Source organism: Bacillus sp. LBG-1-113, from assembly GCF_020708615.1.
Taxonomy (GTDB): Bacteria; Bacillota; Bacilli; order Bacillales; family Bacillaceae; genus Bacillus; species Bacillus mojavensis.
The window spans coordinates 379816-396022 of record NZ_JAJFDG010000002.1; the positions used below are offsets into that span (position 1 = coordinate 379816).

Consider the following 16207-nt stretch of genomic DNA (forward strand, 5'->3'; position numbering starts at 1 on the left):
GCCGGCATTACCGGCCGCTTTTATGAATAGAAATCTATGCTGGAGGTGGCGGTGATGCCGTAGCATGAAAACACAACAAAGAAAACAAGCATTAGCAATCTATCAGCACCATCAGGGAAATATCACAAACCGGGCCATCGCAGAAGCAATCGGTGTTTCAGCGAAAACAATCAGCATTTGGAAAAAACAGGACAGATGGAAAGAAGCCTTGTTTTCTGAAAACGGACATAAGCAGCGCCGCATAGAAAACGATGAATTAAATGAACGGCAGCGGCTGTTCTGCTTGTACTACGTAAAAAGCTTCAATGCGACACAATCAGCGATCAAGGCGGGCTATTCTCCGGACAGCGCCCATGTGACGGGTTGCCGGCTGTTAAAGAATGAAAAGGTTGCTGCTGAAATCAGGCGGATAAAAAAAGAAATGGTGAATGAAGTGTTTATTGAAGCGATGGACGTTTTGCAGGTATATGTCAAAATCGCGTTCGCCGATATCACGGATTATGTGACCTTTGGCAAAAAAGAGGTGCAGGCCGTCGGGAAGTCAGGGCCGCTGTTTGATGAAGATGATAACCCGATCATGAAGGAAGTCAGCTTTGTCGATGTCAAAGACTCCGGTCTTGTTGACGGCACCATTGTCACGGAGGCAAAGCTCGGCAAGGAAGGCATCGCCATTAAGCTTGCCGATAAGATGAAAGCACTTGAAAAGCTGTCATTATACTTTGATTTGTTTCCGGATCAATTTAAGCAAAAAATAGAAAATGAGAAGTTAAAGCTCGCGAAACAAAAAGCGGATAAAACTGATGACGGCCGCGAGCCAATTGAAATCATGATCAAACGAAAAGAGGACAAGGCATGATCGTAAAAGAAATCAATCCTCATTTTGAAGATTACGTGTTCAATTGGGAGCAGACGTACCAGTTTCTCGTCGGCGGCTACGGCTCATCTAAAAGCTATCATACCGCATTGAAAATCGTATTAAAGCTGCTGAAGGAAAAGCGGACGGCGCTCGTCGTCCGCGAGGTGTTCGATACCCACCGGGATTCGACCTTCGCTTTATTTGAAGAGGTGATTGAAGAGCTTGGTCTCACGAAGGCAGCCGCAGCACTTTCTTCCCCGCTTCAGCTGCGGTTTCAAAACGGCAGCCGGATCATGTTCAAAGGAATGGACAACCCGGCGAAGCTGAAATCTGTTCACAACATTTCATTAATATGGATTGAAGAGTGCTCTGAGGTGAAGTATGAAGGCTTTAAGGAATTAATCGGCCGTCTGCGCCACCCTGAGCTGAAGCTGCACATGATTTGCACCACCAATCCCGTCGGCACCTCCAATTGGACATACCGGCATTTTTTTCGGGATGAACGCAATCAGCGGTTTGTGCTGGATGACAGCGAGCTTTACGAAAAGCGGACACTTGTCAGGGGAGATACGTATTATCATCATTCCACGGCAAACGACAACCTCTTTCTCCCGGAAAGCTATATCAGGCAGCTTGACGGACTGAGGGAGTATGATCCAGACCTTTACCGAATTGCCCGAAAAGGAAGGTTCGGCGTTAATGGAATCAGGGTGCTGCCGCAGTTTGAGGTGCTCCCGCACGACCTTATCGAAGAGCATATTGCGGCCATCAGCCAGCCAATCCTTCGCACGGGCATGGATTTTGGTTTTGAAGAATCCTACAATGCTGTTGTCCGTCTCGCCGTCGATCCTGATAAGAAATATCTCTACATTTATTGGGAGTATTATAAAAACAAAATGACAGATGACAGGACGGCTGAGGAGCTGCGGGAATTGCTTGAAACACAGGAAATGATCAAAGCCGACTCCGCTGAGCCGAAAAGCATTCAATATTTCCGCCAGCAGGGGTTTCGGATGGTCGGAGCCAGAAAGTTTCCCGGCTCCAGGCTTCAATATACCAAAAAGGTCAAACGCTTCAAAAAAATTTTCTGTTCGGACCGCTGTGAAAATGTCATCTATGAGCTCAAGACACTGACGTATGCCAAAGATAAAAACGGTGCGCTGATTGAGGATGAATTCACGATCGATCCGCATACGCTTTCTGCCATTTGGTATGCGCTTGATGATTATGAGGTCGCAGATGTGAAGGAGACAGCGCAAAAACGAATCCGTCCGAACCGAGAAAGGAGAAGGTCATAAATGCCGCACAATCAAACAGTCAGAGCAACCGTTTTAAAAGCCAATGCATCTGCTCCTCAGACAAAGCAAATTTATGAAGACGACTTTTCTGATTTGTACGGAGAGGATATCATCGCTCCGCCCTACAATATCACCGAGCTCAAAACAATTGCTGAATACTCAACCATTCTTCAGCAATGCATTGATGCGTACAGAGTGAATATTACTGGTTTTGGTTTTGATGTGGAGTACACGTTTGATGTCAATGCCACGGATGTCGACCAGGAGAAAAAGAAAAAGGCGGAAAAAGACTGGGCCAGACTTGAAGCCTTTTACAAATGCCTTCACTTTGATGAATCTGCTGAAATGATTTTAGGCTATGCCATCGAGGACAGGGAAAAAACCGGAAATGGCTTTATGGAAGTGCTTCGCGACGGGATGGGAAAACCGGCCGGCATTGAATATTTGGATGTGAAATATATGCGCGTATGCGGAGCCGGCGAGCCTGTCGAAGTATCTTTTATGTATGAAGAAAACGGAAAAGTGAAGAGAATCAAAAGGCAGAAACGGTTTCGGAAATTTGTCCAGATGATCAATGGAAAAAAAGTATTTTTCAAAGAATACGGCGATCCTCGAAAAATGGACATGCGCACGGGCGAATATGTCAGCACACTGGCTGAAAAGCACCAAGCAAATGAAGTGATCCATCTTAAAATCGGAAGCGGCGTATACGGCGTGCCCCGCTGGGTAGGCAATATCGTCAATTTATACGGCGCCCGGAAAGCGGAAGAGCTCAATTTTATGTACTTTAAGCAGGGGCGTCACGTACCCGCTGCGATTACAGTGGAAAACGGGATGCTGTCTGAAGCGTCTTACCGGGAGCTGCAGGCGTACATGAATGACCTTGAAGGTGTGGAAAACGCCCATAAATTTCTTTTGATTGAGGCGGAAGGCATCGCGAAGGAGAAGGATCTACACGGCGGTGAAGATATCACGCCGGTTTCTGTGGAGATCAAATCTCTTGCGGAAATCCTGCAAAACGACGCCTTGTTTCTTGAATATGATGAAAAAAGCAGAAATAAGCTGCGCTCTGCTTTCCGTCTGCCCCCGCTTTATACGGGAGAAGCTCAGGAATACAACCGGGCTACGGCTGATACAGCGAGAAAAATTACGGAGGAGCAGGTGTTTCAGCCAGAGCGGAAAACGCTTGTCAACAAATTGAACACACTGCTTTTGCCGGAGCTGAATCTTCATGATGTGAGGCTGACATTAAAAGGACCGGACTTTCGTGATCCGCTTGAGATTGCGAAAGTGCTCGGTCCTTTTATTACGGCTGGAGCCGTTTCGCCAAATGATTTACGAGACCTTGCCGGACGGGTGCTCGGCAAAACGCTTGAGGAGTGGCCTGAGGACGTTTACAAACGCCCTGCCGGACAGGATGCTGAAAAGACGAATCTGACAGCACTTATGCAGGAGCTGAAGGACAGCATCGAAGATATCAAAACGTCCTGAAGGGAGGTGAATCAAGCAGGTGGCGCGGGAATTGAAAAATGCCAAAATCAGCTTTGTCAGCTATGTGGACAAGGCGGCAAACCAGACAGAATTTTTCTTTACGAAGTCAGCCGAACCTCCGTCATTTGAAAAAAAGGTTCGGCTGTTTACGAAAAGCGAGCAGGATGAACAAAAGCTTGTATACGGAATTGTGTATGAGCCTGATGTTCCAGATGCCCACGGCGACTATATGACCGCAGAAGAAATTGAAAAAGCGGCGCATGGCTTTCTTGCAGACGCGCGGGAGATTGATATTAATCACAGCTTTGAAGGCGGCACAGGCGTGGTCGTTGAATCCTATGTTGCGCCCGATGATTTTATCATCGGAACAAAACGGATTACAAAGGGCTCGTGGGTGCTTGTGACAAGAGCGTCAGATGAGGTGTGGGAACAGATCAAAGCCGGCATCATCACCGGCTACAGCATGGCGGGCACTGCGGATGTACATGAAGAAGAACCGGTTGAAAAAGCCGGATTCTTAAGCGTGTTCAAGCAGCTGCTGGCCGACAAAACAGGAAAGGAGACTGAAGACATGAGGAAAGAAGACATGAGGGAATCAATCGAGCATGCGCTGTATCCGTTGCTCAAACGGCTGGAGACCATTGAAAAAAACACAGAAACAGAGGAAAAACCGGAGCAGACGGGAGATGACGAGCGCCTGAAGAAGCTCGTTGAGGACATGATTGCCCCGCTGATCGAACGCATTGAAGCCCTGGAAAAAGCTCGGGGAGCCTCTAAACAGACGGCGGACGATGCGGCCGGCAATACAGAGCAAGTCAAAAAAACAATCTGGAGCGGACTGCTGTAAACCAGTCAAAGAGGAGGAAATCAATTGAGAAATCAAGAGATCATTCGGAAAGCGGAAATGTCGCTTTCTGCTTTAAAAAGCGGCGGGCTCATGAACCCTGCACAAGCATCAGCTTTTATCCGCATGGTGCAAAACACGCCGACCATTTTCAGTGAATCCCGCGTGATTCAAATGGAAAACGATTCACAAAAATTTGAGAAAATCGGCTTCGGCCAGCGTATCTTACGTGCAGCTCAAGAAGGAAAGGCGCTGACAACAGACGAGCTGACGGTTCCGACGACCAGCACTGTCCAGCTGAACACAAAGGAAGTCATTGCGGAAATTAACATTACGTACGACACGCTCGAAAACAATATCGAAAAAGGCGGACTGCAGCAAACGATCATGCAAATTTTAGCAGAGCGGGCGGCAGTTGATATTGAAGAGCTGATCGTAAACGGAGATACCGCATCAAAAGATCCATACCTGGCGCAGCTTGACGGGATCCGTAAACAAGCAGTGTCCCACATCGTCGATATGAACGGTGAAGAACTGTCCAGAGCGACATTTAAAAAAGGCTTAAAGGCTGTTCCGCCAAAATATTTGCGCATCCCTCAGGAATTCAGATTCTATACCTCTCACGGCTTAGAAATTGAATGGAAGGACCGCGTGGCGGACCGTCAGACAAATCTTGGGGACCAGGCTGTTCAAGGCGGCTTGTCCACAGCATTCGGCGTACCGGTAAAAGGGGTATCCAATATCCAGCCGTACGCAGTCGGAGAGGGAGACGCGCAATATGATGCGTCTGATATCATTCTGACACATCCGAAAAATATCATTCTCGGCTTTTCGCGCAATATTCGAATCGAAGTCGACAAGGATATCCGCTCCCGTAAGTTCATCATTGTCTTAACAGCCAAGCTGGACAGCAAATTCGAGGAAGAGGATGCCTGCGCTAAATTAATTAACGTAAAAGAATAATAGAAATGGGGTGGCCAGCTTATATGCTCATCGAACCGACTGACATCGTTTCTTATTCGGTCTATGAACAGGTGAAAAACAGGCCGGAAGAACTGCTGGCGCAGGATATCATCGAGGCGGAATCGGAAGCTGCCCTCATTACAGGGCACAGCTTTACAGACAGCGTCTACGATCCGCTTCCTGAAAAGGCAAAATTAGCTTTGCTGAAGCTCGCCCAATACTTTGCGCTAGTAAACAGCGACGAATCAGCGGCATCAAGCTATCAGTCTGAGAAAATGGGGGATTACTCCTACACGGTTTCCGGTGAAGCCGGTATTCAAAAGCCCGATGTGTATCATTTGCTGGAAGAGTTTATCCAACCGGATTATGTTCCGGAGTCCGCCAGATTGAAGGTGCGGTCGTTATGAGCTATCAGCAGATGCTGATCCATCGCTGTGATATTTATCATGAAACAGCGCAGTCGCCGCTGGCGGGACGATTCGGGATTCCGGCGGACAAGCTTCAGCCGGTATTTTCATATCCGGATACACCCGATGAAGAAAATGTCCCCTGCTACTTTACAGAAAAAACGCAGCAGCTGATTCAGGAAGAGCCTGATCAAACCGTGTACCACAGCTTTCTTGTCCATTTTCCAGGGTCTTCGGATATCCGTATGAACGACAAAATCATTTGGCAACACAACAGCTATATTCTGAAGCTGCCAAAAAAGATCAGACACCATCATTGGGAAGTCATCGCTGTCAGGGATGAAAGTCTATGAAGATAGCGGGACTTAAACAGCTGAACGCATCGTTAAAAGAAGCGGCATCCGGCGGTTTTTCCCGCGAGGCTTCCCGGTGGCTTGAAGAGTGCGGGCAAGATTTTCTGGAGATCGTACAATCTGAACTCCTCAGCGCGCAAACGATAGATACAGAAAAACTGCTCAGCTCCTTTCAGAAAGGCTCAGAGGACAACCTCTGGATGGTACAAAGCGGCGGACTCTCACTTGAGGTCGGGACCCAGCTTGAATATGCCTCTTTTCTCAATGACGGACACTGGACGTCAAAAGGAGACGATGTGAGATGGGTGCCGGGGCATTTTCAAGGCTCGCGGTTTATCTATGATCCGGCTTCTTCCACAGGCATGGCACTTAAGAAAAAATGGATACCCGGTACGGGCTATTGGGAGCATGCACTGCTTCTATATGAAAAGCTATTTGCAACATCAATGGAACATAAATTGCGCCAGTGGCTGAAAAAGATGTAAAGGAGGAGCGGGATGAACAGCGAAACAGGATCGATCATGGCTTTTTTGTACAGCCAGTGGTCTGTTCCCATTTATGAAAGCCAGCTGCCTGATCAGTTTCAAGTGCCGTCTTTATATGTCCCTGCGCCATCTGTTTTTGAAGAAACAGATACGGTCTCCACATTTAAAAAAACCTACAGTCTCAATGTGAAGCTGTTTCATCTTGACTCCGTGCAGGCGCTGGATGAAGCGGACAGGCTCGCGGATGCCATCAGAGAAGCGAGAAATATGGTTCCGCTGCTCAGTGAATCCGGTGAGAAGACGGGGGATATGGTTCGCATCACCCGAATCGAGACGAGGGTAGGAGACAGGGGCGAGGCGGTCATGGTGATCAGGTGGAGCAGCCGATATTATTATCACAAAACAGAACAGCCTGTCTTACAGGATATCGACATGAACAGCGGGGTGAAGTAGCGGTGGCAAAGCAGAAACAAGCGAAGGCTGTACATACAGAGAGCCGGGAAGCTCTTTTTGATACAGCGGATTTGATCAAGCACGCAAAGGAGCTGTTCGGCGTTAAGCCGGAGATCCTTCAGGGGGCTTTATTTGGCGTGGACAAAACACGTCTGGCGAAATCAGAGGCCAGTCAATTGATACAAACATTTTTAACTAAGGAGGTCATGCAATAATGAATGGCGGAACATTTACAGCAGGAACAGAAAAGGAACGTGCAGGCATTTATTTCAATTTTAAAACGACGGCACAGGAACGGGTGTCACTTGGTGAACGGGGGACGGTCGCACTTCCGGTTGCATCAAGCTGGGGCGAAGCGAAAACATTCGTCTCCATTTCAAGCGTGGAGGATTTAAACAAAAAAGTGGGTCTCAGCATCGACGATCCATCTTTATTGCTGTTGCGTGAAGCGAAGAAAAACGCGAAAACGGTATTGATGTACCGTCTCACTGAAGGCGTCAGAGCATCTGCCGATATTGCCGAAGGCGTTAAAGCGACTGCTTTATACGGCGGATCAAAAGGGAATGACATCATCATCCGCATCAATGAAAATGTACTGGATGCAGCGGCATTTGATGTCACAACGTATATGGATGAATCAGAAGTGGATAAACAGACTGTCAAAAAAGCTGAAGAGTTAACAGCGAACGGCTATGTGACATTTACCGGAACAGGAGATCTTTCCTCTTCAATTCCGCTGACTGGATCAGAGGGAGACACGGCTGCCGAGACGCTGAACGCATCTGCGGGAATCCGTTTATCCGGCGGTACAGATAAAGCCCCGGTCAACTCAGAATATACCGATTTCTTGGCTGCGGCTGAAACGGAGAGCTTTGATGTCATCGCTTTGCCGGTTGCAGAAGGAGATCAGCTGAAGGCGACCTTTGCCGCATTCATTAAGCGTCTGCGTGACGGCCAAGGGCAAAAAGTCCAAGGGGTTACAGCTAACTACAGCGGTGACTATGAAGGCATCATCAACGTGACAGAAGGTGTGCTGCTGGAAGACGGAACAGAAGTGACACCGGACAAAGCAACAGCTTGGGTAGCAGGCGCAAGTGCGGGAGCAACCTTTAACCAATCGCTGACATTTGTGGAGTATGAAGGAGCCGTTGATGTCTTAAACCGCCTTGACCACGACACGATTGTGGAACGCTTAGGCAAAGGCGAATTTTTATTCACATTTGACGCCCGTGATAAATCGGTAAGCGTTGAAAAAGACATTAACTCACTTGTCACGTTTACGGCTGAGAAAAACAAGAAGTTTGCTAAAAACAAAATCGTCCGTGTCTTAGACGCCGTCAATAACGATTTAACACGCGAGCTGAAAGCCTTAATTAAATCAAGAAAAGGCAGCGGAAGCGATATTCCGGCGTCTGAAGACGGACTTCAGTATGTGAAAACGATGATTACGCAATACATGACAACGCTTCAGGATGCGGGCGGCATTACCGGTTTTGATTCTGATGAAGATATCACAATTTCAATGAATGAGGATCGTGACGGCTTCTTGATTGACCTGGCTGTACAGCCTGTCGACGCAGCAGAAAAATTCTACTTTAATGTGGAGGTAAACTAATATGGCATTAAAAGCGCAAAACACGATTTCAGGTAAAGAAGGACGCTTATTTCTCGATGGAGAAGAAATGGCGCATATCAAAACATTTGAAGCAAATGTGGAGAAAAACAAGTCTGAAGTAAACATTATGGGCCGCCGCATGACAGGCCATAAAACAACAGGCGCAAACGGAACAGGCACAGCGACATTCTACAAAGTCACATCAAAATTTGTCATTCTGATGATGGACTACGTCAAAAAAGGCAGTGATCCTTACTTTACGCTGCAAGCTGTGCTGGATGATAAGTCCTCCGGAAGAGGCACAGAACGAGTCACACTTTACGATGTTAACTTCGACTCCGCCAAAATCGCCAGCCTCGATGTTGATTCAGAAGCGTTAGAGGAAGAAGTTCCGTTTACATTTGAAGACTTCGACGTGCCTGAAAAGCTTTCTGACACGTTTTAATTAAAACTGAACAAGCCATACGCAGACCTTTCTCAGAAAGGTCTGTTTTTTAATGATGAAATCAATTTAAAGATAAGGGAGTTTTTTACATGAGCGAGAAGAACGAAAACGTATATGATCTTTCCTTTTTTATGCCGGGAAAAACAATCGAAGCCGAAGAAATCAAAGTGCCGATCTCTAAGCGTTTTGTTGATAAAAAAGGGGACATCGTACCATTTATATTTAAAGCGATCACGACGGAGCGCATTGATGAATTAGAGAAAGAAACAACAACTTATAAAAATGTCAAAGGCAGAGGCCGTGTAAAAGATTTAGACAGCCAGCGCTTTTATGCCCGAATCGCAGTTGAATCAACCGTTTATCCGGACTTCCGTTCAAAAGAGCTTCGAGAAGCTTACAAAACGGCCGACCCGGTAGAAGTTGCGAAACGCGTCCTTTCAGTTGGAGGCGAATACGCAAACTGGCTCAACAAAGCGATTGAGATTAATGGTTTCGAAGATGAATTAGAGGATCTGGAAGAAGAAGTAAAAAACTAATCAAGGATGGGCATAAAGAAGCCGTGTATCTCTACTATGCGATGCACGAGCTTCATTATTCTCCATCGGATTTATTAGAACTGTATGAAGCGCCCAGAAACTTTAAGGCGCTTTTGTATGGACTGATTGGATATAAGCTTGAATTAATGGAAAAAGAATCGAGGAAAGGAGGTACATAATATCGCTAAATTGACAGCTCGTTTTGACCTGGAAGATAAAGTTTCTAAAAAGTTAAAACGAATTCATAAAGGGTTTCAAATGGTCGAAAAAAAGGTGAAAACCATTAATCGACAAATCAAAATCAGTATTAAGGCAGAGGACCAAGCCTTTTACAAATTGAGAAAGATCAATGACTATATTGTTTTAAAATTTGCAAAATCACTTGAAGTTAAAGTAGTTCTTGATGACCAGGCTACTGCCGGACTTGATGTTATTGAGCATAGGCTAAAACGGCTCCCGAAAGAAAGAAACATTAATGTAAGTTTAATTGAACATGTAACAGATGCTTATAAAAAAATAAGAAAAATGTTGAGCGATAATCAGTTTTCAGTCGGTCTTTTCGTCAATGATCAAATCACCCCAGCTACAAAACGAATATTGGGATATTTGCAAAAGAACCTTAAAAATGGGTATTCAGTTAAATTAAAAGTGATTGATGAAATAACAAAAACCGTTAATCGAATTACAGCCCTTTTAAGCCATTTTGAAAAAACGTATACAGTTAAATTAAAAGTGGTTGATGAAATAACAAAAACTGTTAATCGAATTACAGCCCTTTTAAGCCATTTTGAAAAAACATATACAGTTAATATTATCGCTAAAGAAAAATTAGCTGCTGATAAGATCAACGAGAAGAAACCGGAAGAAAAAAAGAATTGGTTTATGCAAACATTAGAAGACTTCGGAACAGCTTTTAAAGATAAAGTGATAGAAACGATACTTGACTCGTTATTTGAAAAAATTCCTTGGTTGAAAAAGAATGATAATGAAGAAAATACCCCAGATCATGCGCCTGGGAATACGCAGAGTAATGAGAAAGTTGATAAACGCAACACTGGGCAGAGATGCTGTTGCTGCTGCTGTGGGTGCGGAGGTAGTAGCTCTGAAAGCAAAGCCAACAAAAGATATAAAAAAAGAAAAAGTCCGACAAGTGCAGGGACTTCAGGACGAACACTGAGAGTTCCAGGCGAGGTATTACGAAGACGTCAGAGCGGTGCATCAGGAGAAAATGCCACAAGCGGAAGAAATTCTGGTTCTAAGTTCAGAAATTGGCTCGGAAGCATGAGATCCGCTGCCACCGACTCATCAAAATGGGGGAAAGTTTTAACGCCTTTAAAAGGTTTGGGGAAATTTGCGAAAGGTATCCCTCTTGTGGGAACTGCATTAGCTGCAACCGATTTACTCGGGATGAACAAAGAAAATGCGGGTGAGAAAGTCGGTTCTTTTGCGGGGAATCTTGGCGGAGCTGCTGCAGGAGGAGCCGCAGGGGCAGCCATCGGTTCTGTTGTTCCTGTTGTCGGCACTGCTGCCGGCGGAGTTGTCGGCAGTATCGCAGGTGGTATTGGGGGTTCTGATATAGGATCATCCATTGGCAAATGGTTTGATGATGGTGGCGCTTCGAAAGCATGGGATGGAATTGTTGACGGTGCAAAAAATGCTGTCGATTGGATAAGCGATACTTGGTCTGATTTCTCGGATTGGTTTACGGATAATGTCTGGACCCCTGTTAGTGATTGGGCTGGCGATAAGATTGATAAGATCACTGAAAAATTCGAGGATGCTAAGAAATGGCTGACTGATACCTGGAATGACGTGTCATCCTGGTTTGTGGATAACGTATGGACACCTATTTATAACACGGCAGTTCCGATCATAAATTTAGTGGTAGGTGCCTTTTTATTTGCTTGGGATGGCATCCAAGCTCTCTGGAATATTGTTTCAACTTGGTTTATGGATAATGTCTGGAATCCATTAGTTGACGGTGTCACGGATGCTGCTGATTGGATTTGGACAAAAATAAATGACGCTTGGACTTGGATCTCAGACACATGGTCCACTGTCTCCACTTGGTTCATGGATAATGTGTGGACGCCCGTAAGTGATGCTGTGACTACAGCGGCATTGTGGATATGGACGAAAATTAATGAAGCGTGGACATTTATTTCCGAATTATGGTCCACTGTCTCCACTTGGTTCATGGATAATGTGTGGAATCCACTAAGTAATGCGGTGACGGCTGCCGCCACGTGGGTATGGACAAAGCTTAATGAAGCATGGACATTTATCTCCGAATTATGGTCTACAGTCTCAACTTGGTTTATGGAAAATGTGTGGACACCGGTAAGTGATGCTGTCACTAATGCAGCAAACTGGATCTGGACAAAGATTAACGAAGCATGGACGTGGATTTCTGACACATGGAGTGCAGTTTCGACATGGTTTAGTGAAAATGTTTGGGATCCAATTGTCTCAAAAGTGGAAGATGCCAAAAAATCTATTTCGGAAAAATTTGAGTCAGCTATAACAGCAGTTAAAGACGCATGGGAAGGCGTTGAAACTTGGTTCCGTAAAAATGTTGGTGAGCCATTAGGTGATATCGCTGACGGAATTAAGACAAAGTTTGAAGATACCTTCTGGTGGGTCATTAAGCTAAAAGGATTAGCTGACGCCGGAGGGGAGCTCATAGGCAATCTTATAGGAAGAGGTGAGGAAGCTACTGGATTAACAACAAAGAAATCCAGTAAGTCTTCATCTGGTAAAAATTCTAGCGCTAGCGGAGGAATTGCTGGTCTTGTTCAGTCGCAGTCATCAGCGCCAACAAGTATTTTTCCTAAACAAAAAAGCGTTCTTGAAACTGAAACGAACGCGACGGGCGGCTATATTACGAAACCAACCATTTCATGGATTGGTGAAGCGGGTAAAGAGTTTGTGATCCCAGTTGATAACAACAAAGGCCGTGGTAAAATGCTTCTTTCTCAGGCTGCTTCTAAACTGGGAATGAGCGTTGTTGACGACATGGCTTCTGCTTCATCTGCAGGTGGAGAAACTGCTGTTTCACCATTAGCCGGCGGAGCAACAGTTTCCGCTACTGTATCTCCTACTGTTGATACATCGAGTCTTAATGAACAGGCAGCTTCTTTAGGCCAACGGTTCACACAAGGCTTCGATCAAGGTATTGGCGATAATGTAATTTCTATGGACGCTTGGAAACAAAAAAATGTTGGCCAGCCTATGAAAAATTTGATTTCCTACTCTCCGAATTACGGAAAACAAGTGGTCAATGGTTATGCCAATGGTCAGAATGGCACAGCAACCGGAACAGACGGCTTTTTACAATCAAAAGTCAAAACACCGTTCCAAGCTACTGTAAACAAATCTTCATCATGGGGAAGCGGTACAATCAAAGGGTTTGCTTCAGGACAAAATAGTTCCCAAACCGGTACTGATCAATATGTAAATACACATGTGAATAAGCCGTTTTTGCGATCTAAAGAATCATCAAACGGCTGGGGAACCGGTATGATCGGGAATTTTGTATCAGGTATGACTTCAAAAGCAAGTGAAGTCCATGAGGCTGCCAAGGAACTGGCCAAAAAAGTTGAGAAGGCATTCCGTGAAGAGCTGGATATTCATTCGCCTTCTCGAGTTATGATGAGTCTTGGCCGCTTTGCCTCTGTTGGTGTTGTAAAAGGCCTGGATTCTGTCGATGTGAAAAAATACGCTGAAAAGCAAGCCGGTTCACTGGCTGCTGCTTATTCCGGAATGGGAGCAGTGGGAGGAAATGTGAAACAGTGGCTTATGGCTGCAATGATGGCCACAAAAACACCATTGAGCTGGCTCTCGGGATTAATGACGATTGCACAGTATGAATCAGGGGGCAACCCGAATTCTATTAACCTGTGGGATAGCAATGCGAAGGCGGGAAATCCATCCCAAGGGCTCATGCAGACAGTCCCGACCACTTTTAATGCACATAAAGCGCCGGGCATGGGTAACATTAGAAACCCGATTCACAACGCTGCTGCAGCGATCGGCTACATTAAAAGCAGATACGGCTCAATTGACAATGTGCCTGGTATTAAAAGCTTGAGACGTGGCGGACCGTATGTTGGATATGCCAACGGCGGACTGATCACAAAAGAACAAATTGCCCGTGTCGGTGAAGGAAACAAGCGGGAATGGATCATTCCGGAGGAGCGGGGGATTCGCGGCCGCTACCTCCTTCAGAGAGCAGCCCAAGCTTTAGGAATGGAAGTAACAGATCCATCACAAACTCAGCAGTCTGAGCTTTCATCAGGACAAGTTTCCGCTGTTACTTCAGCTAGCCGGCCAACGGCAGCAGTTTCGGGATCAAAAGAGATATATATTCAATTTAACGGTGACCAGCACTTCCATAATGGACAAGACGCCGAAACCCTTGCAGCGAAAATCAAGCAGGCGCTAATAGACGAACTGCAAAAGGATATCAATATTGGAACGAAGGGAGTCGTTGCGTTTGACTAAATCCGTATATGAATTTTGGATTTCACAAGGGAAGGACAAGCTGCGGCTCCCCGTTCTTCCCGACCAGCTGAATATTTCAAATACGGTTCAGAATGAGACGGTTAAAGTAGCCAAGTTTGGTGACCTTACATTTATTGACGAACAGGGAGCGAAAGAAATTTCGTTCTCTTCGTTTTTTCCGAAGAAATACAGTCCGATAGCAGAATATCAAAACTTCCCGTCGCCAGAAAATGCGATAACAAGAATTGAAAAATGGATGAAGGCCAAAAAACCGGTCCAGTTTTTGATTACGGGAACTAAAGTGAATCTGACTTGCAGCATTGAAGGTTTTTCCTATAGCGAAGGTCAGCAGGATATCGGTGATCGCTCGTTTGATATTCAATTAAAAGAATACAAAACCGCATCACCCCGAAAAATCAAGCAGAAGAAAAAAACAAAGGCAAAACGCCCGTCGAAGGCGTCTCCGAAAACCTATACAGTGAAAAAGGGGGACACGCTTTGGGACATTGCCGGCAGATTTTACGGGAACAGCACGCAATGGCGCAAAATTTGGAATGCCAATAAAACAGCCATGATTAAACGAAGCAAACGAAATATCAGGCAGCCGGGCCACTGGATTTTTCCCGGCCAAAAATTAAAGATACCGCAATGAGACAGGTGATGTATGATGATAGAATTGTTTGTCATTAAAGATACAGAATGGCTTGAGCTGGTAGCGGAAAGCGTATCGCTGGAGGGGCACCGCTTTCAGGCGCCGCGCTCCATAGAAGCGACCATCGTCATCAAACAGGGCGACCAAACGTATTACAGCGTCACAGAAGGAGATACCGTCTTGTTTAAGTGGAAGGGAAAAGAGCTTTTCCGCGGGACCGTCTTCGCCCGAACGCCTGATGAACATACGCTTGCCTTCAGTGCTTACGATATGCTGCAATATCTGGTCAAAAATCAGGATGTGTACGTGTTTTCCAACCAGCGTGCTGACCAGATGATCAGGAGGATTGCCAATGATTTTCAGATACCGACAGCCTCGATTGCGAACACAGGCCATACGATCAAAAGCCTTGTCATTAAAAATGATACGACCCTGTATGACATCATCTTAAAAGCGTTGAAACAGACGAAAAGCCAGACAGGACGGAATTATCAGCTGTATTCGGAAAAAGGAAAGCTCGGCCTGCGCGCTTGGCCAGATCCGGCAGAGGTATGGGTGCTGGAAACCGGAGTCAATATTACGGGCTACCAATACAGCACGTCTATAAACGACACGGCAACACGGGTGGTGCTCCGTCGGCAGAAGGACAATAAGACGTATAAAGCGTCTGCGAAGGACAGTTCAGGCTTAAACAAATACGGCGTGCTTCAATATACGGAGACTGTAACAGACGATATTAACCAGGCGCAGCTTCAGCAGAGAGCTGACGTACGCCTCGCCGAAAAAAAGGGCGTAAAAAAAGAACTGAAAAATATTCAGGCAGTCGGCATTCCAGAAGTGCAGAGCGGCTTGCCTGTTTATATTTCCATTCCGGAGGCCGGGATTAAGAAAACCTACTGGGTAGATACAGATCGGCACGAGTTTAAAGGAACGAAACATACGATGACCATTGATGTAGTCGAAAAGAATACGATGCCGGAAGGGGTTTCCTGATGAGACTGAGTGAAGCCATTAAACATTTGGCCGTCGGTGCGGTTGATGCTGAATCTCCGGTGGAGCTGCTCCCCGCTGAGGTGGTTTCTGTTTCTCCTGTTGAAATCAAATTAAAAGAAAACAGCAAACTGATCATACCGGCTGACGCCCTCATCATCCCAAAACGGATGCAGTCCGGAGGAGACGATGCACTCGAGCCGGGGGATCGCGTCATGACCGCGGCTCTGACTGGCGGGCAATCGTTTTTTATTTTAGATAAAGTATAGACAAACCGCTTCGGCATGAAGGGGTTTTTATTTAGCTTGTAAAAAGG

Annotated in this window: 17 protein-coding genes and 1 pseudogene; all 18 read left to right on the top strand. The window is 45.9% G+C overall.

Annotation, left to right across the window (positions count from 1 at the left end):
* Nucleotides 1–64: 64 nt before the first annotated feature.
* The 18 genes and pseudogenes from LJF29_RS08110 to LJF29_RS08195 all read left to right on the top strand — a co-directional run bounded on the left by LJF29_RS08110 (nucleotide 65) and on the right by LJF29_RS08195 (nucleotide 16160).
* Entirely contained in the window at nucleotides 65–856 is a 792-nt protein-coding gene (locus tag LJF29_RS08110; protein ID WP_229147948.1) for a terminase small subunit, read from the top strand.
* On the top strand, nucleotides 853–2154 hold the full coding sequence (locus LJF29_RS08115) for a PBSX family phage terminase large subunit (RefSeq protein ID WP_168747501.1): 1302 nt from the start codon (nucleotides 853–855) through the stop codon (nucleotides 2152–2154). Before LJF29_RS08110 ends, LJF29_RS08115 begins: the two co-directional genes overlap by 4 nt.
* Entirely contained in the window at nucleotides 2155–3645 is a 1491-nt protein-coding gene (locus LJF29_RS08120; RefSeq protein ID WP_229147951.1) for a phage portal protein, read from the top strand.
* Between the two features lie 19 nt (nucleotides 3646–3664).
* Entirely contained in the window at nucleotides 3665–4492 is an 828-nt protein-coding gene (locus LJF29_RS08125; protein WP_010333898.1) for an XkdF-like putative serine protease domain-containing protein, read from the top strand.
* Between the two features lie 21 nt (nucleotides 4493–4513).
* Nucleotides 4514–5452, top strand: a pseudogene (locus LJF29_RS08130) (phage major capsid protein); the annotation flags it as partial.
* Nucleotides 5453–5475: 23 nt separating this feature from the next.
* On the top strand, nucleotides 5476–5859 hold the full coding sequence (locus LJF29_RS08135) for a DUF3199 family protein (RefSeq protein WP_229147953.1): 384 nt from the start codon (nucleotides 5476–5478) through the stop codon (nucleotides 5857–5859).
* Complete coding sequence (locus tag LJF29_RS08140; protein ID WP_010333901.1) at nucleotides 5856–6212, top strand: YqbH/XkdH family protein; 357 nt, start codon at nucleotides 5856–5858, stop codon at nucleotides 6210–6212. Before LJF29_RS08135 ends, LJF29_RS08140 begins: the two co-directional genes overlap by 4 nt.
* Nucleotides 6209–6697 (top strand): HK97 gp10 family phage protein, encoded by a 489-nt coding sequence (locus tag LJF29_RS08145; protein WP_229147954.1) that lies wholly within the window; start codon nucleotides 6209–6211, stop codon nucleotides 6695–6697. The genes LJF29_RS08140 and LJF29_RS08145 overlap by 4 nt, the downstream gene beginning before the upstream one ends.
* 12 nt (nucleotides 6698–6709) lie before the next feature.
* Nucleotides 6710–7150, top strand: coding sequence for a phage tail terminator family protein (locus tag LJF29_RS08150; RefSeq protein ID WP_010333903.1), 441 nt, complete (start codon nucleotides 6710–6712; stop codon nucleotides 7148–7150).
* Between the two features lie 2 nt (nucleotides 7151–7152).
* Entirely contained in the window at nucleotides 7153–7365 is a 213-nt protein-coding gene (locus tag LJF29_RS08155) for a hypothetical protein (protein WP_168747505.1), read from the top strand.
* Nucleotides 7365–8765, top strand: coding sequence for a phage tail sheath family protein (locus tag LJF29_RS08160; RefSeq protein ID WP_229147956.1), 1401 nt, complete (start codon nucleotides 7365–7367; stop codon nucleotides 8763–8765). Before LJF29_RS08155 ends, LJF29_RS08160 begins: the two co-directional genes overlap by 1 nt.
* A 1-nt stretch (nucleotide 8766) precedes the next feature.
* Complete coding sequence (locus LJF29_RS08165) at nucleotides 8767–9210, top strand: phage tail tube protein (RefSeq protein WP_003220592.1); 444 nt, start codon at nucleotides 8767–8769, stop codon at nucleotides 9208–9210.
* Nucleotides 9211–9299: 89 nt separating this feature from the next.
* Nucleotides 9300–9746, top strand: coding sequence for a phage tail assembly chaperone (locus LJF29_RS08170; RefSeq protein WP_003327445.1), 447 nt, complete (start codon nucleotides 9300–9302; stop codon nucleotides 9744–9746).
* A 41-nt stretch (nucleotides 9747–9787) separates the two neighbouring features.
* Nucleotides 9788–9925, top strand: a complete 138-nt coding sequence (locus tag LJF29_RS08175; protein ID WP_072566146.1) for a hypothetical protein — start codon at nucleotides 9788–9790, stop codon at nucleotides 9923–9925.
* Nucleotides 9926–9935: 10 nt separating this feature from the next.
* Entirely contained in the window at nucleotides 9936–14249 is a 4314-nt protein-coding gene (locus LJF29_RS08180; RefSeq protein WP_229147957.1) for a transglycosylase SLT domain-containing protein, read from the top strand.
* Nucleotides 14242–14901 carry a LysM peptidoglycan-binding domain-containing protein gene (locus LJF29_RS08185; RefSeq protein WP_229147958.1) on the top strand — a complete coding sequence of 220 codons (660 nt, stop codon included), beginning with the start codon at nucleotides 14242–14244 and terminating at the stop codon, nucleotides 14899–14901. Before LJF29_RS08180 ends, LJF29_RS08185 begins: the two co-directional genes overlap by 8 nt.
* 15 nt (nucleotides 14902–14916) lie before the next feature.
* Nucleotides 14917–15894 (top strand): XkdQ/YqbQ family protein, encoded by a 978-nt coding sequence (locus LJF29_RS08190; protein ID WP_229147960.1) that lies wholly within the window; start codon nucleotides 14917–14919, stop codon nucleotides 15892–15894.
* Nucleotides 15894–16160: a DUF2577 family protein gene (locus LJF29_RS08195; RefSeq protein WP_010333909.1), complete on the top strand. Its 267-nt coding sequence runs from the start codon at nucleotides 15894–15896 to the stop codon at nucleotides 16158–16160. Before LJF29_RS08190 ends, LJF29_RS08195 begins: the two co-directional genes overlap by 1 nt.
* Nucleotides 16161–16207: the final 47 nt, after the last annotated feature.